Source organism: Mangrovimonas sp. sgz306409, from assembly GCF_059735265.1.
In genome coordinates this window covers 223,614-242,450 of record NZ_JCAPEU010000006.1, presented here as the reverse complement: position 1 = coordinate 242,450, position 18,837 = coordinate 223,614, and the positions used below count along the sequence as shown (strand labels likewise).

15 protein-coding genes are annotated in these 18,837 nt (G+C 36.9%); 13 read left to right on the top strand and 2 right to left on the bottom strand.

The window, feature by feature from the left end; all coding sequences use genetic code 11:
- Positions 1-139 precede the first annotated feature (139 nt).
- From ligA to AC6I5C_RS12130, 3 genes are all read left to right on the top strand, one after another.
- The gene (ligA, locus tag AC6I5C_RS12140; protein WP_497905375.1) at positions 140-2,134 is read left to right on the top strand and encodes an NAD-dependent DNA ligase LigA; all 1,995 of its coding nucleotides are present in this window, start codon (positions 140-142) and stop codon (positions 2,132-2,134) included.
- A 98-nt stretch (positions 2,135-2,232) separates the two neighbouring features.
- On the top strand, positions 2,233-2,952 hold the full coding sequence (locus AC6I5C_RS12135) for a hypothetical protein (protein WP_497905374.1): 720 nt from the start codon (positions 2,233-2,235) through the stop codon (positions 2,950-2,952).
- A 214-nt stretch (positions 2,953-3,166) separates the two neighbouring features.
- Entirely contained in the window at positions 3,167-3,925 is a 759-nt protein-coding gene (locus AC6I5C_RS12130) for a hypothetical protein (RefSeq protein ID WP_497905373.1), read from the top strand.
- A 1-nt stretch (position 3,926) separates the two neighbouring features.
- On the opposite strand, the gene AC6I5C_RS12125 is transcribed toward AC6I5C_RS12130, so the two are convergent.
- Both AC6I5C_RS12125 and AC6I5C_RS12120 read right to left on the bottom strand, forming a co-directional pair.
- Entirely contained in the window at positions 3,927-4,835 is a 909-nt protein-coding gene (locus tag AC6I5C_RS12125) for a bifunctional metallophosphatase/5'-nucleotidase (RefSeq protein WP_497905372.1), read from the bottom strand.
- Between the two features lie 39 nt (positions 4,836-4,874).
- Positions 4,875-5,630: a 5'-nucleotidase C-terminal domain-containing protein gene (locus tag AC6I5C_RS12120; protein ID WP_497905371.1), complete on the bottom strand. Its 756-nt coding sequence runs from the start codon at positions 5,628-5,630 to the stop codon at positions 4,875-4,877.
- 70 nt (positions 5,631-5,700) lie between these two features.
- Between AC6I5C_RS12120 and AC6I5C_RS12115 the strand changes: the two genes are divergently transcribed.
- From AC6I5C_RS12115 to AC6I5C_RS12070, 10 genes are all read left to right on the top strand, one after another.
- Positions 5,701-6,222, top strand: coding sequence for a DUF6913 domain-containing protein (locus tag AC6I5C_RS12115; RefSeq protein WP_497905370.1), 522 nt, complete (start codon positions 5,701-5,703; stop codon positions 6,220-6,222).
- Positions 6,222-7,100 carry a 4-hydroxy-tetrahydrodipicolinate synthase gene (gene dapA / locus AC6I5C_RS12110; RefSeq protein ID WP_497905369.1) on the top strand — a complete coding sequence of 293 codons (879 nt, stop codon included), beginning with the start codon at positions 6,222-6,224 and terminating at the stop codon, positions 7,098-7,100. Before AC6I5C_RS12115 ends, dapA begins: the two co-directional genes overlap by 1 nt.
- Positions 7,101-7,223: 123 nt before the next feature.
- Positions 7,224-8,039 (top strand): outer membrane protein assembly factor BamD, encoded by an 816-nt coding sequence (locus tag AC6I5C_RS12105; protein ID WP_053977583.1) that lies wholly within the window; start codon positions 7,224-7,226, stop codon positions 8,037-8,039.
- Positions 8,040-8,051: 12 nt separating this feature from the next.
- Complete coding sequence (locus tag AC6I5C_RS12100; protein WP_053977584.1) at positions 8,052-8,381, top strand: DNA-directed RNA polymerase subunit omega; 330 nt, start codon at positions 8,052-8,054, stop codon at positions 8,379-8,381.
- Between the two features lie 8 nt (positions 8,382-8,389).
- Positions 8,390-9,598: a bifunctional phosphopantothenoylcysteine decarboxylase/phosphopantothenate--cysteine ligase CoaBC gene (gene coaBC, locus AC6I5C_RS12095; RefSeq protein WP_497905368.1), complete on the top strand. Its 1,209-nt coding sequence runs from the start codon at positions 8,390-8,392 to the stop codon at positions 9,596-9,598.
- A complete protein-coding gene (gene porD / locus AC6I5C_RS12090) occupies positions 9,591-10,481 on the top strand; it encodes a type IX secretion system protein PorD (protein WP_497905367.1) in 891 nt (296 codons plus the stop codon). Before coaBC ends, porD begins: the two co-directional genes overlap by 8 nt.
- Positions 10,482-10,535: 54 nt before the next feature.
- Complete coding sequence (gene recN / locus AC6I5C_RS12085) at positions 10,536-12,188, top strand: DNA repair protein RecN (protein ID WP_497905366.1); 1,653 nt, start codon at positions 10,536-10,538, stop codon at positions 12,186-12,188.
- Positions 12,189-12,260: 72 nt separating this feature from the next.
- The gene (locus AC6I5C_RS12080) at positions 12,261-13,079 is read left to right on the top strand and encodes an enoyl-ACP reductase FabI (protein WP_053977588.1); all 819 of its coding nucleotides are present in this window, start codon (positions 12,261-12,263) and stop codon (positions 13,077-13,079) included.
- Positions 13,080-13,371: 292 nt separating this feature from the next.
- Complete coding sequence (locus tag AC6I5C_RS12075) at positions 13,372-15,747, top strand: GEVED domain-containing protein (RefSeq protein ID WP_497905365.1); 2,376 nt, start codon at positions 13,372-13,374, stop codon at positions 15,745-15,747.
- A 251-nt stretch (positions 15,748-15,998) separates the two neighbouring features.
- A complete protein-coding gene (locus tag AC6I5C_RS12070; RefSeq protein WP_497905364.1) occupies positions 15,999-18,737 on the top strand; it encodes a T9SS type A sorting domain-containing protein in 2,739 nt (912 codons plus the stop codon).
- Positions 18,738-18,837: the final 100 nt, after the last annotated feature.

The following is an 18,837-nucleotide window of genomic DNA, read 5'->3' as shown; positions in this document are numbered from 1 at the left end:
CTCTTTGGGTTTTAATAGGGACTTTTTCCAATTCTTCTGTTAATATAAAACTCAAAAAACAAACATGCCTTCAGGGGCATTTTAGTATCTTGGAACCCTGAAATTAAACAAAAATTCATACACCTTCATAAGTTTTTAAATGGATATTCAACAACACATTACTGCCTTGAGAGAAGAGCTTAGAAAGCATAATTATAATTACTACGTATTGGATAATCCAACCATAAGTGATTATGATTTTGATATGAAGTTGAAGGAATTGCAGGAGTTGGAAGCTAAACACCCCGAGTATTATGATCCTAGTTCGCCAAGCTTGAGGGTAGGAGGAGCCATAACCAAGAATTTTGAAACCGTTGCACATCAATACAGAATGTACTCTTTGGATAATTCCTATTCCAAAGAAGATTTGCTCGATTGGGAAGCGCGAATCAAAAAGTTGGTGGATGGCCATATTTCCTATACCTGTGAGCTCAAATATGATGGCGCGTCTATAAGTTTGACTTACGAAGATGGTAAATTGTTGAAAGCGGTTACTAGGGGCGATGGATTTCAAGGGGATGATGTAACCACAAATATTAAAACCATTAAATCGGTTCCTTTGCAATTGAATGGTGATTATCCTCCAAAATTTGATATTAGAGGAGAGATTGTATTGCCGTTTGAGGGTTTCAACAAAATGAATGAAGAACGTGTTGAAATTGGTGAAGAGCCTTACAGAAACCCTAGAAACACAGCCTCAGGGAGTTTGAAATTGCAGGACAGTGCGGAGGTTGCAAAGCGACCTTTGGAATGTCTTTTGTATACTGTGATAGGGGCTAACTTGGATATTGCAACTCAATATGAATGTTTAGACAAGGCCAGATCTTGGGGCTTTAAAGTGCCGAATACGGCTCATTTAGCCAATTCTATAGATGAGGTATTGGAGTTTATTGCCTATTGGGATACGAAAAGATTTGAGTTGCCTTATGAAACAGATGGAGTTGTAATTAAGGTCAATGATTTGTACCACCAAGAGGAACTGGGCTACACAGCTAAAGCACCTAGGTGGGCCATAGCATATAAGTTTAAGGCCGAACAAGTTTCAACTAGATTGAACAGTATAACCTATCAAGTTGGCCGTACGGGGGCTATTACGCCTGTTGCCAATTTGGATCCTGTGGAGTTGGCTGGAACTATTGTGAAAAGGGCTTCCTTGCATAATGCCGATCAAATTGAAAAATTGGATATTAGAGTAGGAGATGAAGTATTTGTAGAAAAGGGAGGGGAAATCATTCCAAAAATTATTGCGGTTGATTTAAGTAAACGACCAATCGATTCTCAACCCACCCAATATATTACCCATTGCCCAGAATGTGACACCGAATTGGTGAGACAAGAAGGCGAAGCGCAACATTACTGTCCTAATTACAACGGCTGTAAACCACAGATTATTGGACGTATTCAGCATTATATTTCCAGAAAGGCCATGGATATTGAAGGTATGGGAGGCGAAACGGTTGCCTTGTTAGTAAATGGTGGTTTGATAGATAATTATTCCGATTTGTATGAGCTTACAAAAGAGCAAATTCTTCCTTTGGAAAGAATGGCTGATAAAAGTGCTGATAATTTGTTGAGCGGTATTGAGGCTTCCAAACAGATTCCTTTTGAAAGAGTTTTGTATGCTTTGGGAATTAGATATGTTGGAGAAACCGTAGCTAAAAAATTGGCAAAACATTACAAGTCTATAGATAATTTAAAAGCTGCTTCACTGGAAGATTTGGTGAATGTGGATGAAATTGGGGTGAAAATAGCAGAAAGTGTTCTAGCCTTTTTTGAGGACGAGGCTAATATAAACATCGTTGACCGGTTAAAGCAATTTGGTGTCCAATTGGAGATTTCTGCTGAAAAATTGGCTGAGCAGACCGATAAATTGAAAAATCTCACTTTTGTGGTGTCTGGAGTTTTTGAAACCGTCTCCAGGGATGAACTTAAAAAACTTATAGAGGATAACGGTGGAAAGGTTTCATCTTCAATATCTTCCAAAACAAGTTATCTTGTTGCAGGCGATAAAATGGGGCCAAGTAAACGTACTAAAGCAGAGCAATTGAATTTAGCGATTATTTCGGAAACTGAATTTTTGCAAATGGTTATGTAAAATCCTACAAAATGTATTCTTTTATCGATTAAATACATTTTTTAACGTTGAATTGTGTTTATTGTATTACATTTGGCAAAGACCAATCGAGCAAGTTTATGCTGAAAAGGAATATTTTAATCGCAATATTAACGGTTTTTAGTTTAGGATTTATTGGCCTTCAATTGCTTCAGTATGAATATTATGCAATGGGAGTGAGGGCTCTAATGTTAATCTTGTTAAGCTTTTTGTATGTAGTTAGCGTTAAAACCAAGCGTAATTTCTTCTTTTTGTTTTTATTGGCTTATACGCTTTCTGATATCTTTAATTTTTTTACTTGGGATTATAACTTGAAAGAAGGGGATTTTGATGTTTACTACTATCTAGGAAACGGACTGTATATTCTGTCTTATTTATTTTTGGTGGCCAAATTGCTTCAATCTATTAAAATTCGTGAAGTTGCGGCAAAATTACCTTTCCACGTTCTTATATTGTTTATTTTAGATTGCTTTTGTGTGGTAATTGTAACTAACACTACTAAAAGCGAGTTAGGTGTCTATCCTTATGTTTTGGAGTTTATTTATAATGCCGTAATCATGTTGTTGTTGACTCTGGCGTTACTGAATTATATCCATAAGGATGATAAAAAATCCATGAATTTTTTAATAGGCTCTATTTGCATTGTTTTTTATGAGGTAATCCAATTGGCATACTTCTATATTTCCGAAACCAATATTTTAAATGTGATTTCTTCGGTGTTCTTGGTAATGGCCTTTGCGTTTCTTTATCTTCAGTCGAGATTGTTATATTCGGAAAGAATGCAGATAGCCAATTCTTAATCCTCACTAGATTTCTTTTTAAAATAGTTTTTTCTGATCTGGGAAACCTTGAAATTTACTTTTGCGTTCATTGGTTTGTAAGTGTCATGGGGTGGTGTGTTGTTGATTTTGCATACATCTTGATTTTTTATTGAAAATTTCTTAAAATCGATGAAGTGCAAATAAATACTGACAAAATACATATATTTGTAAGACCTACTTATAAAATCTAGTTATGGAATTTTGGCATAAAATGATGTCCAATAAGTCCTTGGTTATTGTATTTAGTACTTTGTTTGCCCTACAGGTGCTTGCGGTAATTCAGGATGATTTAATGTTGGATAGGATAGCAAAAATTGTAGTGATTCCGGTTTTGTTGACTTTGTATTTTACTAGAATGAAATATATGGCCAACATTTTCCTTACCGTATTTCTTTGTTCCTTTTTAGGAGACGTATTCACTGTATTTCACAAAAATGAACTCACGCATCAATTATCTGAAATGGCCTATGTGGGAAGTTATATCTTGTTGTTGGGTGTTCTGATAAGTCAATTTCGAAAAGTTCGGTTTGAGGGAGTTGTTTCGGTTTATTTAGGGCTTATTTTTATGTTCAATGCCTATTTGTTGTATATCCTCTATGGGGCTGTAAAAAATAGTTTTGTAGACGATATAAGCTTGTGGCTGTATGCGGGTAGAGGACTAGCTATTGTGCTTTTGGTCTTTTTGGCTTTTGCCCTTTATTTGAGTAGAGAAAGCAAGCAATCTATTATCTTATTAGTTACTGTGGCATGTTTTGCTTTTGGGGATGTATTAAAATACATATGCGAATTATACGTGTATTTTTGGGTGTTTGAAGTATTTGCAATGGCATTGCACCTGGCTGCCTTGGCATTTTTACTGGCCTATGTGAGTAATCATCATAGAAAAGCAGTTAGGTATTCTGTGAATAAAGAATCCCTATCTTCTACTTCTTCTGAACACGCTACTGTATAGGTTATACTATTATAGAAGTACCATCAGCAGATTTGTTGTTGAAACTGTCAAAATAGAAGTCTATTCGGCCTAAATTGATGCCGTAACAGCCTACTTGGTTCACCAACATATTTTTGCCTTCAATATTTTTGGTTACGGTTGGTTTCTTCAAGAAGGTGTGGGTGTGTCCTCCGATAATTAAATCGATGTTTTTTGTGGATTTTGCTAATTCAAGGTCACTAATTTTTGAACTTTTTCCGTAATGATAACCTAGGTGGGAGAGGCAAATGATAAGGTCGCATTTCTCCTTTTCTTTCAAAATTCTTGTCATATCTTGAGTGGTTTCCACAGGATCCAAATACACTGTTTCTTTATAAAGGTTTTTTTCAACAAGACCATGAAGTTCTATACCTAAACCAAATACTCCAATCTTAATACCATCTTTTACAAACACTTTATAAGGTTTGGTGTGTGTATCCATAATGGTGTTCTTGAAATCATAATTGGCAGACAAAAAATCGAATTTGGCATGAGGTAATTGAGCGTAAAGCCCTTCGATACCATTGTCGAAATCGTGATTTCCAAGCGTGGCAGCATCGTATTGTAACATGCTCATCAATTTGAATTCCAATTCACCACCGTAATAATTGAAGTAAGGGGTTCCTTGAAAAATATCACCGGCATCAAATAGTAGTGTGTTCGGATTTTCTTTTTTAATGGCTTCTATCAAACTAGCTCTTCTTGCAACGCCTCCTTTGTTGGGGTGCATGCCATCCTGAGGACTAAATGGATCAATATGGCTATGGACATCGTTGGTATGAAGAATGGTGATTTTTTTTGTAGGTTCTTTAAAGGACTGCAAACCCAAACCACCTAGGCCAACCAATGAAGTTGCTACCGCTGTTTGTTGTAAAAAATCTCTTCGTTTCATGATTCTCTATGTTAATTTTTAAACGGAAAAATGGAGTGTTTATTCTATTTGCATGTAACGATCGTCTCTAGTGGCTCTTATAGTGTCTGTTTTTATGAAATAATCCAATAGGGCATTTCTAACTTTGTAATCCAGAGAGTAAACAGTGTCGTTTGGTTGGAAGAATGTCATGTGGTCGCCACCATTGTATAGGTAGTTATTGGTGAGAACATAATACGTTTTGTGGTAGTCAATAGGTTGTCTCTGGACAGCGGCGGAAACAATATTGAAATCCTTATCCACCGTCACTTTCAATTTTGAAATGGGGTGGGCCTTACTACTTGCGGTTAGGTATTTTAAAAGTTCTTTGATTTGGTCTCCCTTGATAGCTGCTACAACAACGGTATTTTCGAAAGGCATCAGTTCATAGGCAGTTCTAATGGTAATATTTCCTTTGGATAAAATTGAGCGAATGCTCCCATGGTTCAACATTACAAAGTCAATGTCTTTTCCTGTACGTTTTTTAAAAATGGGGTTGGACTGTTCGTAAATAGCATCGGCCATAAAATTACCTATTGCCGTATTGAATTGAGAGTCTTCTTTTGTGTAAGTACCTGCCGAATATGATAACACACTGTCCAGACTTTGGTTGAGGTGGTCATGGTAAGGTTTGATAAAGCTATCTATTTCTGAATTAGAGGGTAAGCTATCTGTAATTGAAATTTGTTTCCCTTCAATTTTATAGAGGTGCTTTGTTTGATTGCAAGAGAAGAAAACGAGAACTGTTAAAACAAAAAAAAGATGTTTTGGATTCATTTAGATTCTTAAGAAAAGTTAACAAAACATGTAGTGACTTTTACTACATTTGCAAAAATTATAAAGATAAATGATTTTAAAGGCATTTAAGGAAAAATCATACCAAAATTACATCAATAAATTGTTAAATTCTAGGAGTATAGAGGCTGGCAATAAAAAGATTGAGTCGGTTGGGGTGATTTTGAATTTAAATGAATTTACTGATTTTGAGAACTTCCAAAGATTTTTTGATGATCTGGGAGTGAAACAGAACCGATTGAAAATCATTGCCTTTGTAGCCGATGAGAAGTTGGCGCCAGAGACCCTTTGGGGGGTTAACGTAACACCCAAGGACTTTGGATGGAAAGGAGCCATAAAAAATGGCGACCTGAAAGCGTTTCTTGATACAGATTTTGATGCCTTGATAAGTTATTACAAAGAGGACCGTATGGAACTCAATATTATCACAGCGCAATCCAAGGCACGTTTTAAAGTGGGACTCTCGGGAATAGATGATAGGTTGTACGACTTGATTCTTGATGTGCACCCAAAAGAGTTTTCACTGTTTAAAAGAGAATTACATAAATATCTAACAGTACTAAATAAAATATAATGACTAAATTTTATGGGACAGGAGTGGCATTGATTACGCCATTTAATGAAGATTTGTCCGTAGATCACGAAGCGTTGAAAAACATTGTAAACTACAATGTAGAGAATGGAACCGATTATTTGGTAATAAGCGGTACAACTGGTGAAAGCGTGACTATTACTAAAGAAGAGAAGAAGGCTATCATAGCTACCATCGTAGAGGCGAACAACGGAAGATTGCCTTTGGTTTTAGGAATTGGAGGAAACAACACTGCCAACGTTATTGAAGAAATCAAAGCAACTGATTTGTCTCAAATAGATGCCGTTCTTTCGGTGTCTCCATATTATAGCAAGCCTACCCAAGAGGGAATTTACCAACACTTTAAGGCTATTTCAGAGGCTTGTCCTGTAGACATTATTTTGTATAACGTACCAGGAAGAACTGCTTCAAACATGTTGCCGGAAACAACTTTACGTTTGGCAAATGATTTTAAAAATATTGTGGCCGTTAAAGAAGCTGGTAACAACATGGGACAATATTTAAAATTGTTAAAAGATAAGCCAGAAGATTTCTTGATTATTTCAGGAGATGATGATTTAGCTTTAGGGGTTGTATTGGCTGGTGGAGCAGGAGTTATCTCTGTGATTGGTCAAGGATTGCCAAAGCAATTTGCTAAAATGATCAAACTTGGTTTGGAAGGTAAAGCTAAAGAGGCTTATGATATTCACTTTAAACTTATGGATATTGTTGGTTACATCTTTGCTGAAAATAATCCGGCTGGAATCAAGGCTGTATTTGAAGCTTTAGGTCTTGCAAATGACGCCGTACGTTTGCCGTTGGTGCCTGCAACTGAAGAGTTGAAGCAAAAAATTAAGGATTTTATCGCAAATTTGGACTAAGCAGCCAAACGTTAAAGTTAACTTAAAGACTTAGTAAAAGAGTTTGCAACCGTTATTTTCGTGTGTAACTTTTGTTTTTATAATAAGTTATAAATAATTACTTTTGCATTCTGTTTACATTTTATGAAGAACATTTTTTATACATTTTTACTGGTACTTTCGCTAACCTCTTGTAGTGAATTTCAAAAAGCACTGAAGTCGGAAGATATTGCTGAAAAGTTTCGCGTAGGAACTGAGCTTTATGAGCAAGGAAAGTACGGTAAGGCAAACCGTTTATTTGCACAGATCATGCCTCAGTATCGAGGAAAGCCACAGGCAGAAAAACTTACCTACATGTATGCTAAAACATACTATGAAATGGGAGATTATCACCTTTCTGGCTATCAATTTGAACGGTTTGAAACAGCATATCCTAGAAGTGAAAAGGCAGAAGAGGCATCGTTTCTTTCTGCAAGAAGCTACTACATGTTGTCTCCTGTTTACAGTAAAGAACAAAAGGAAACTGTTCAGGCTTTGGACAAGCTTCAAATCTTTTTAAGTAAATATCCAGATTCAGAATATTTGCCAGAAGTAAACACAATGGTAAAAGAATTGGATTATAAATTAGAAAGAAAGGCCTTTGAAATTGCGAAACAATATAACCAAATAGCCTATTACGATGCTTCAGATTATGAGGCGGCCATCAAGTCGTTTGATAATTTCTTATTGGAATATCCAGGAAGTACGTTTAGGGAAGAGGCCATGTTCTATCGTTTGGACTCGGCTCACCGTTTGGCTGTAAACAGTATGCAGTATAAAAAAGAAGCCCGATTATTGACGGCGCAAGGTTATTACAATTCGTTTATCAAGTATTATTCGGATTCTAAATTTGCCGAACAAGCCAATAAAATGAACGACGAATTGACGGCTGAATTAAATAAATTTGAAACAAAAAGTTAATTTATAAATACGATGGATTTAAAGAAAACCAATGCTCCGGTAAGTACAGTTACTTACGACAGAAATGAAATAGATGAGCCAACAGGAAATATCTATGAGGCTATTTCTGTTATTGCAAAGAGAGCGGAACAAATTAACACTGATATCCGTAGAGAACTAGTTGACAAACTTGATGAGTTTGCTACCTATAATGATAGCTTGGAGGAAATCTTTGAAAACAAAGAGCAGATAGAGGTTTCTAAATTCTATGAGAAATTGCCTAAGCCTCACGCTTTGTCAGTTCAAGAATGGCTTGACGATAAAATCTACTTCAGAAACACTGAGGACGAAACTCAGGCATAAACAAAATAATGTCGGTATTAAGTGGCAAAAAGGTACTTCTAGGCATTACTGCTGGTATTGCCGCTTATAAAACGGCAAACCTTGTTAGGTTATTTATAAAAGCAGGCGCAGACGTAAAGGTCGTCATGACGCCTGCTTCTAAAGACTTCATTACACCTTTAACCCTTTCAACTTTATCCAAAAATCCTGTGTATTCATCATTTACCCATGATGAAGATGATGCTGTTTGGAATAATCACGTAGAATTAGGGCTGTGGGCAGATTTCTTGATTATTGCCCCAGCTACGGCCAATACCATGGCTAAAATGGCCAATGGTGTCTGCGACAATTTGCTTATGGCAACTTATCTGTCAGCCAAGTGTCCTGTGTATTTTGCGCCAGCAATGGATTTGGACATGTACAAACATCCTACTACACGACGCTCTTTCGATTTGTTGAATAGTTTTGGGAATATTATGATTCCTGCTACTAGCGGAGAGCTGGCCAGTGGTTTGGTAGGAGAGGGGCGTATGGCAGAACCAGAAGATATTGTAGATTTCATTGAAAGGGATATTTTGGAAGGTTTACCATTGAAAGGGAAAAAGATGCTTATTACAGCAGGACCTACTTATGAAGCTATTGATCCTGTAAGATTCATTGGGAACCATTCCAGTGGAAAAATGGGCTTTGAAATTGCAAAATCTGCGGCCAATTTGGGCGCTGAGGTGATTTTAATTTCAGGACCAACACACGAAACGGTCAACCATCAATTTATAAAACTTATCAAAATTTTCAGTGCGGCTGAGATGTACACTGAAGTCCACAACTATTTTAAAGATGTTGATATTGCAATTTTATCTGCTGCAGTGGCCGATTATCGTCCAAAATATGTAGCCGATAAAAAAATAAAAAAGAAAGCCGATACGTTTAGTATAGAGTTGGAACGTACTCAAGATATTTTGGCATCCTTGGGGAAAATCAAAAAGAATCAATTCTTGGTTGGTTTTGCTTTGGAAACCCATAACGAATTGGAACACGCCAAGGGCAAGTTGGAATCCAAGAATTTAGATGTCATAGTACTAAATTCCCTGAATGATGAAGGTGCAGGTTTTGGGGTTTCCACAAATAAAGTTACTTTTATTACCAATACAAACAAAGTCTTGAGTCAAGACTTGAAATCGAAGGCCGAAGTGGCAGGCGATTTAATGAACCTAATAATTAAACAACTCAATGCATAGAGTCTTTTTTGTAATTACTTTTGTTGCCTTTTTTGTGTCTGGCTATGCCCAGGAACTTAACTGTAATTTGGTGGTTAATGCACAAAAAACGGGAAACGAAAACGTTCAGGTGTTTAGAACTTTGGAGCGACAATTAACAGAGTTTGTCAACAATACTACTTGGACCAACAAGGACTTTAAACCTCAGGAACGCATTAACTGTAGCATGATCATCACCATTGCAGATTATGATACCGATGTGTTTCAGGCTTCCATACAAGTACAATCTTCAAGACCTGTATTCAATTCAACGTATAGTACGCCGGTTTATAATTTTAATGATAGAAACTTTACGTTTCAGTATTTGGAATTCCAAAATTTGGTATTCAATCCAAATCAATATGAATCCAACTTGGTTTCGGTTTTGACCTATCATATCTACATGATTTTGGGGATGGATGCCGATACGTTTGAACTTAATGGAGGTGATGAGTATTTTAAACAGGTACAAACCATTTTAAATTATTCACAACAGGAAAACTTTAAAGGATGGAAACTTGAAGATGGTACGCAATCCCGTTTTGTGTTGATCGATAACCTAATGTCTCCAACTTTTGAACAATTCAGGGAAGTAATGTACAATTACCACAGAAATGGCTTGGACGTGATGCATGAAAACCCTAAAAAAGGAAAGCAGGAGATTGCTACGGCTATTGGGACTTTGGAAAAGCTACATAACAAAAGACCCAATTCCTTTTTGATGCGTGTGTTTTTCGATGCCAAGTCTGATGAGATTGAAGAAATCTTTAGTGATGGACCAAATGTGAATATCACCAACGTGGTATCTTCTCTTAATAGAATTGCACCAACCTACGCCTCAAAATGGCGTAACATAAGTTATTGATCCTTTGTGGTCATACCCGATTTCAGTTGATAGTTTAATTTTAAACATTTCCGTTTGCTTACAAATCTTTCAATAAAGAACTATGCCCTGATTGATGAACTGAATGTGACATTCAATAACGGCTTATCTATAATTACCGGTGAAACCGGTGCGGGAAAGTCCATCCTTTTAGGGGGGCTTTCGTTGATTTTGGGAAAAAGAGCCGATTTGGGCAGCATTAAAGATGAATCCAAAAAATGTGTCATCGAGGCTACTTTCGATATCACCAATTATAATTTGAAGGCCCTTTTTAAATCGGAGGATTTAGATTACGAACCTCAAACTATAATTAGAAGGGAAATTTTGCCTTCTGGGAAATCTAGGGCATTTATCAATGATACCCCAGTAACTCTTGGGAACCTTCAGACTTTGGGAGTGTATCTATTGGATATCCATTCGCAGCACCAAACGCTTCAGTTAACGGATGATTCATTTCAATTTCAGGTCATAGATGCTTTGGCCAAAAATCAAGAGGTGATTCTTGAGTATTGCAAGAAGCTGAAAGCCTATAAAGGTGTTCAACGTGAGTTGAATGATTTTAACCAACAAAAAATTGAGGCTGCCAAAGAGTTGGACTACAATTTATTTTTGTTGGAAGAATTGGAAAAGGCCAATTTGATTGATGGTGAAATGGAGGCTTTGGAAGAAGAATACGAAACCCTTAACAATATTGAGGAAATCAGTGAGCGTTTAGGAAGTTCGCATGGTTTGTTGATTGATGAAACTGTTGGGGTAATTCCAAGTTTGACAGAAATTAAAAATCAATTGTCTAGGTTGTCTTCTTACTCTAAAAGCTATGAATCGTTGTTTGAAAGAGTCAATAGCACGGTAATTGAACTTGATGATGTTTTTGTTGAAATAGAGCGCTTACAAGATCAGTTGGAGGCAGATCCAGAAAGATTGGGCGTGGTGAATACCAAGTTGCAGTTGATCCATAATTTGATGCAAAAGCATGTTGCTGAAAATGTAGGGGAGTTGATTGCTATAAGGGATGATTTAAAGGAAAAGGTTAATATCACCCAAAATTTGGACGATGTCATTTCTAAAAAGGAGCAAGAACAGAAAGCTATCGAAAAGGATTTAAATGAACTTGCTCTTAAAATGCACAATAGCAGAAATACTGCTATTCCCGAACTTCAGAAACAGTTGGAAAAGCTATTGTCTGTTTTAGGAATGCCAAATGCTAGATTCCAAATAGGACTTGAATTGTCCAAACAGTTTTATAGTAATGGTAAGGATGATTTGGAGTTTTTGTTCTCGGCAAACAAGGGAGGACAATTTAACGAACTAAAAAAGGCGGCTTCGGGAGGAGAGCTTTCTCGAATTATGTTGGCGATTAAGTCTATATTGAGTAAATATCAGCAATTGCCAACCATTATGTTTGATGAGATCGATACAGGGGTTTCTGGAGAAATATCAGATAAAATGGGAGTACTTATGCAAGAAATGAGTAAAACCATGCAGGTGTTTACCATTACACATTTACCTCAAGTAGCTGCAAAGGGAGATGCACATTATAAAGTGTTTAAAACCGATATTGATGAGGTCACCCAAACACAATTAAAACGATTGACCCATGATGAACGTATTGTGGAGATCGCACAAATGTTAGGAGGCATAGATGTATCCAATTCGGCATTGGAACATGCAAAACAATTATTGAATTAGAGGAAATTCTCATTTTAATAGTATCTTTGCCCCACAAAACCAAAAACAACAATTGACTAAATAATAAATACCATGTCATATAATTTATTAAAAGGAAAACGAGGGATTATTTTTGGAGCATTGGATGAGAATTCAATTGCTTGGAAAACCGCAGAGCGTGTTCACGAAGAAGGAGGAACCTTTGTGTTGACCAATGCACCTATTGCAATGCGCATGGGACAAATTAAAGAGTTGGCTGAAAAAACAGGTTCTGAAATTATTCCTGCCGATGCCACCAATTTAGAGGATTTAGAAAATCTGGTAGCCAAGTCAATGGAAATCTTGGGAGGTAAAATTGATTTCGTATTGCACTCGATTGGTATGTCGGTAAACGTACGTAAAGGCAACCACTATACAAACCAAAACTACGATTTCACACATAAAGGATGGGATGTATCTGCAGTATCTTTTCATAAAGTGATGCAAGTACTTTATAAAAACGATGCCATGAGTGAGTGGGGAAGTATTGTAGCCCTTTCTTATATGGCAGCACAGCGTGTGTTCCCAGATTATAATGATATGGCCGACAACAAAGCGTATTTGGAAAGTATTGCTAGAAGTTTTGGGTATTTCTTCGGAAAAGACAAAAAGGTTAGAGTAAACACTATTTCACAATCTCCAACACCTACTACTGCAGGACAAGGAGTAAAAGGATTTGACGGATTTATTGCCTATGCCGATAAAATGTCGCCACTAGGAAATGCAACGGCTCTAGATTGTGCCAACTATACTGTGGCTATGTTTAGTGATTTAACACGTCGTGTGACCTTACAAAACTTATACAACGATGGAGGCTTTAGTAACATGGGTGTGAGTGCTGAAGTGATGGAAGCTTTTGTAAAGGAGCAATAGAGAAAGAAAAATATATATTAATGAAAGGGCGCTATTTAGCGCCTTTTTTTGTTTCAGAAAAGTTTAGTAATTCGTTGATTATAAGGATTTTGTTGTGTGAGTTTTTTATGTGTACCATTGGTTTTTACTTATTAAAAATTGTTAAATATGTAATAAAAATGTTAATTTATTGCGCTTTATCGTAACTAGTTGATTGTATGTCGATTATGTTTTTGTGAGGTTAGTTTAGGAGGAAATATATTGATACATTTATCTGTATTTCAATTTTTTAACCTAAAAAACTAATCGATTTATGAAAAAAATTACATTAATGTTATTCTGTGGATTTGCCTTTTCTTGGATAGGTGTAGCACAACAAGTAACAGTTGATCAAACCTTTTCTGGTTCAGGGGTAGATTTAGATGAACCTCAACTTACAATTTTACCAGAAGATATTACAGTAAACGGAAGTGCTGAGATTGAAGCTATATCTATTACCGATGCTGTAACAGGTGGCAATTGCCCTGGGTGGTATGCCTTTAACCTAGAGGTTGTAGGTGGTACTGCTGATGGAACTTCCCTCGTAGAAGTATGCTCAGATAGTTTTTTAAATTTAGATGTTACGAGCTTTACATCCATAACTTTAACTTTTGTGGATACAGATGGATGGTTTCAAGGGGATTTCTTAGAGTTTAGTCTTACACTAGGCGTTTCGTTTACATTGACATCGCCGCCCAATTGTGATTCCGTTTTGACCAGTCCTATAAGCGGGGAGACGGATGCTAATATTTTGAATGGTATTAGTTGGAGTGCTGCTACAGGTTTGCCTGAAGGGTATTTAATTAGCATGGGAACGAGTTCAGGAGGTACAGATGTTTTGGATAGTGTAGATGTTGGAGAAGTATTGACTTATGATGTTACTATGGAAGCAGGAACTACTTATTATGTTACCATTACTCCTTATAATGCCATAGGAAATGCTATTGATTGCGCCGAGGAGAGCTTTTCGACTACAATTTTACCAGAATGTCCTGTAGACACAACCGTTATGGATGATTGTGGAAACTATAATTTTGATATCACTTGGTCTGAAATTGGTAATGCAGACGGGTACTATGTCACAGTGGGGACTTCTTCAGGAAGCGCAGATATTGCAGATTCTGTTGATAACGGTACAAACACATCCTATGTTATTTCAGAGCCTACAATAAGTACTGCTTATTATGTAACAGTTACTGCATATAACTCCGTAGGAGAGTCGGTAGGCTGCTTAGAAACTATGTTAACAACCAGTGAAACGCAATGTTACTGTGAGCCTATTTTTCCTAATGGTTGTGGCGATGGGGATCAAATAAACAATTTTGAAATTCCGGCAGTGGAGTTCAGCCATTTAGGAACTGGATGTTCTGAAGGTTCGTATGGTGATTTTACAGATATGACCATTACCCTTTATAACAACTCAACCTATGATTATGTTGTTGGACATGCTTATGATAGTCAAAATGTAAGGATATGGATTGATTTTAATGAGGATTTAGAGTTTGACGATTCCGACGGGTCTTTAGAGTTGGTTGCTGTTGGTTCAAGTATGGGGTATGATGTTGATTCAGCAACCAATGGAACACTTACCATTCCAGAGTCAGTGACACCGGGTGTTTATAGAATGAGAGTTGCCGATAGGTTTTCTTCTCAACCCCTGCCTTGTAATACATCCGGCTGGGGAGAAGTTCATGACTACACAGTTGAAATTATGGAACTAACATGTATTGCTGCCGAGGTTTTAGGAACAGCTGTGCCAGATTGTAATAGTGACCAGTTTTATGTAGATGTTTTGGTTACTAATTTTGGAGATTTGGCAACGTTAACAGATGGTATTCAGTCTCAATCGGTTTCTGAATCACAACCATTGTATAATTTTGGACCATATACTAGCGGTGAAGAAGTTACTATTTCAGCAGTACATTCAGATGAAGCTTGCGACTTTGAAGTTGGAACTTATATTTTTAACTGTCCTCCAGAAAATGATGCTTGCTCCTCAGCCTTTCTGGTATCTAGCTTACCTTATAGTTTTAGCCAAGATGCGGTTGGTGCAACCAATAATGATGGTTTTGTTGGAAGTTGTGGTAGCGGAATGAATGACGGTGTTTGGTACACTTTTATGGTTGATGAGAGTGGAACTATTGAAGTTGATATTTCAGAAGTAACCGGTTGGGATTTAGAATTGGCTGTGTACTCTGGTACTTGTGGAGAGTTTACATGTGTTACTAGTAGTGATTCAGGATATTCTGGAGATGGGGAGTCCGTTTCTTTTACGGGAGACGCAGGCGTTCAGTATTATGTGAATATAGGACATTACTCTGGGACTGGTGATAATTCTGAAGGACCATTTACCATCGATGTAAGCAGTCCTGATACAGCAACCCTTAGCCCAACATTATCTATTGTTGATCATTTGGAAGAATCTAGTTTTAAGTATTTTCCAAACCCAGTAAATGATAAGTTATCAATTCGTTCACAAAGTAACATTGAAACGATTGCAGTAGTTAACATATTAGGTCAAGAAGTAATGACTGTAGTTCCAAACTCAGTATTTACTGAAATTGAGATGTCTCAACTGCAATCTGGTGCTTATTTTGTGAAAGTAAGTATTGATGGCAAAACGGAAATTATAAGAATTATAAAGGAGTAATTTTATAAATGTACTTCAAAAGAAAGGAGCCCAAACGGGCTCTTTTTTGTGGTTTAATCCTCTTAAGAGAAGTTTCAAAGACTGTTAATATTGTTAAATATATAACGCTTGGTTTTATTGTGTAATTTATTTTACACTTTATCCAAGTAATCGGTGTTTAAGCGATTAAGTGTTTTAGTGGTTGTAGGTAAATTATTAAAGCAATAATTTGCAAAAAATTAACATAGCAATAACCTAAAAAACAAATTTTTATGAAGAAAACTACATTCCTTTTTTTAACAGTATTTTTAACTTTTTTTTCTTTTGCTAATGCCCAAAGTATTATCAATATTACAACATCAGGAGGTGATTATTCCTCGGAGAAATGGGTAAATGTTACCACTGAAATAAATGGAGGTGGCACCCAGGTTTGGGGCCAAGGAGATGGAACTTATTCCAACGGAGCGGGATTGATAAATGAGGATATTGAGCTTTCCCCTGGAGTATACTATGTAAACTGCTATGATAAGTTTGCAGATAGTTGGGACGGTACTTTAATATCAATTACAGCGTATGGTGAAGTACTTAATGATAATGGTGGAAATAGTCCAGATGATGGTTCCAATAACGATGTGAGTTCCGGCTGGGAACCAGATACTCCCGAACTTGAATTGGAAGTTTCTTTAATGATTACGGTACCAGATGCTCCTAGCTGTTTAGTGCCTTCAGGCTTAGCAACTTCAAATATTACTACGTCTAGTGCTGTGTTATCTTGGATCGAAAATGGAACAGCTTCTTTGTATAATGTAGAAGTGGTTTTGGAAGGAGAAACAGCAACAGGAACACCAACTGATATAGGTGTTACCAGCGGATTTGCCAAAAGCGATTTAACACCGTTTACCGAATATGATTTCTATGTACAGGCCGATTGTGAGTCTGATGGTACTAGTAGTTGGGCGGGTCCTTATACTTTTTCCACGCTTCCTACAGCTCCTGAAAATGATGATTGTTCCGGTGCGATTGCCTTGACTGTCAATGAAGATTTGGAATGTACCATAGTAACAAGCGGGACTACATTAGGAGCTACTGAATCTGCACAGGAAGATGATGTTACAGGAACTCCTAATACCGATGTTTGGTTTTCATTTGTAGCGACCTATCCGGCTCATGAAATTGAAATTAGTAATGTAGAGAATCAAGGAGGCGGGACTAGTACCAGCGTTGATATGGGAATGGCCGTGTATGATGCTACAGCAGGATGCGAGGCTCTAGTATTTGTTGATGATAGCGACCCTAATAATTTAATTTTGGAAGGTCTAGACGTAGGAACAACCTATTACGTGAGAGTTTATGGATGGTATGGCACTATTCAATATAATAACTTTGACATTTGTGTAGGAACGTTGCCTTGTTTGGAAGGAAATGCTTCTGGGACAATTGTAGCAGATTGCGATAATGGAGAGTTTTCAATTGAGGTTGAAGTAACTAATCAAGGGGATATTTTGCAGTTGTCAGATGGTACAACTACGATTGATGTTACTGCTATTGGAACTTACACTTTTGGTCCTTATATAAGTGGTGCCGAGATTGACATCGATGCCATTCATACCGATGAATATTGTGATTTTGAAGTGGGAAGTTATGACTTTACATGTCCTCCAGATAATGATTTGCCATCAACAGCAATAGCTTTAACATTAGACATTGGAACTGCTTGTGGGGACAATACTATTACCGGGATATCTAATGTGTCAGCTACAGATTCAGGTGAGGGTACTCCAAGTTGTGGGGACTACGACGGAGGAGATTTATGGTATACCATTGAGGCGCCTGCAGCATTGATTACATTAAATGTTTCTAATGTTTCTGGTCTAACGTCCGTTGCTGGTGCAATTTATTCGGGAACACCAGGTAATTTTACCGAGTTGGATTGTACTGAGTTTTCTAGTGGTTGGCCATGGGAAATTTCGGGTTTAACAGTAGGGGAAATCTATTATCTTAAAGTATATGATTATGGTAATGATGAAGAAGGAACTTTTAATCTTTGCGGTTATTATATTACCTGTACTCCGGCCAATCTTGTAGCGGCAATTGTTCCTGATTGTGATAATAATCAATTTTATATAGATGTTGCAGTGACGGAATTTGGAGATTTGACCTCATTATCTGACGGGAGTCAGGAACAAACAATATCTGAGTCTCAGCCATTTTACAACTTTGGACCTTATCCAAATGGCACCGAGGTTACTATTTCAGCTGTTCATTCTAACACAGACTGTAATTTTGAATTAGATAACTTTAATTATTCATGCCCTCCTGTTAATGATGAATGTGAAGGAGCAGTTGTAATAAATGTAGATGCCGGGTATTGCGACGGAATTAATAATAACGGAGATAATACGGGCGCGACGGACTCAGGTCTTGGTGAAGCAGAATGTTTTGATTATGGGGAAAATGATGTCTGGTTTTCTTTTACTGTACCGGAAGGAACTAGTTCAGTTAATATTTCAACAGATTTTACAGGAGGAACAAATGTGGACACTGAAATAGCGGTGTATTCTGGTAATTGTGGTGCTTTGGTAGAGGAGGACTGTGATAATGATAGTGGGACTGAAATTTTAAGTAATGGTTCCAGTTGGAATTCTTTTATAGAGGATTTTGAAGTCAATGTGGGAGAAACTTATTTTGTTCGGGTATCTGGATATAATTCATCTAGAGTAGGAACATTTTGTTTAGAGGTATCAACCAATCAGGTGTTAGGAATTAATGAACACAACTCTGAGTCCGTTTTAAGTTATTTCCCTAACCCTGTAAATGATAAATTATCAATTCATTCTCAATACAATATTGAAATGATCACAGTAGTGAACATGTTAGGACAAGAAGTAATGAAGGTTGCTCCAAATTCAGTATCAAGTGATGTTGAGATGTCTCAGCTGCAATCTGGAGCTTATTTTGTAAAAGTTACTGTTGATAACAAAACTGAAATTATCAGAATTGTTAAAAGGTAACCGATTGTATATTAGGTTTTTGAAAAAGAGAGGTGTTGATGCCTCTCTTTTTTATGCTTAAGGACGAAATTTTGGTACTGCGAATTATGTAGGAAGCTAT

Bases quoted from the DNA above. Each gene is read 5' to 3' on its own strand.
- ligA (WP_497905375.1), top strand. From the start codon at position 140: ATGGATATTCAACAACACATTACTGCCTTGAGAGAAGAGCTTAGAAAG.
- AC6I5C_RS12135 (WP_497905374.1), top strand. From the start codon at position 2,233: ATGCTGAAAAGGAATATTTTAATCGCAATATTAACGGTTTTTAGTTTA.
- AC6I5C_RS12130 (WP_497905373.1), top strand. From the start codon at position 3,167: ATGGAATTTTGGCATAAAATGATGTCCAATAAGTCCTTGGTTATTGTA.
- AC6I5C_RS12125 (WP_497905372.1), bottom strand. From the start codon at position 4,835: ATGAAACGAAGAGATTTTTTACAACAAACAGCGGTAGCAACTTCATTG.
- AC6I5C_RS12120 (WP_497905371.1), bottom strand. From the start codon at position 5,630: ATGAATCCAAAACATCTTTTTTTTGTTTTAACAGTTCTCGTTTTCTTC.
- AC6I5C_RS12115 (WP_497905370.1), top strand. From the start codon at position 5,701: ATGATTTTAAAGGCATTTAAGGAAAAATCATACCAAAATTACATCAAT.
- dapA (WP_497905369.1), top strand. From the start codon at position 6,222: ATGACTAAATTTTATGGGACAGGAGTGGCATTGATTACGCCATTTAAT.
- AC6I5C_RS12105 (WP_053977583.1), top strand. From the start codon at position 7,224: ATGAAGAACATTTTTTATACATTTTTACTGGTACTTTCGCTAACCTCT.
- AC6I5C_RS12100 (WP_053977584.1), top strand. From the start codon at position 8,052: ATGGATTTAAAGAAAACCAATGCTCCGGTAAGTACAGTTACTTACGAC.
- coaBC (WP_497905368.1), top strand. From the start codon at position 8,390: ATGTCGGTATTAAGTGGCAAAAAGGTACTTCTAGGCATTACTGCTGGT.
- porD (WP_497905367.1), top strand. From the start codon at position 9,591: ATGCATAGAGTCTTTTTTGTAATTACTTTTGTTGCCTTTTTTGTGTCT.
- AC6I5C_RS12080 (WP_053977588.1), top strand. From the start codon at position 12,261: ATGTCATATAATTTATTAAAAGGAAAACGAGGGATTATTTTTGGAGCA.
- AC6I5C_RS12075 (WP_497905365.1), top strand. From the start codon at position 13,372: ATGAAAAAAATTACATTAATGTTATTCTGTGGATTTGCCTTTTCTTGG.
- AC6I5C_RS12070 (WP_497905364.1), top strand. From the start codon at position 15,999: ATGAAGAAAACTACATTCCTTTTTTTAACAGTATTTTTAACTTTTTTT.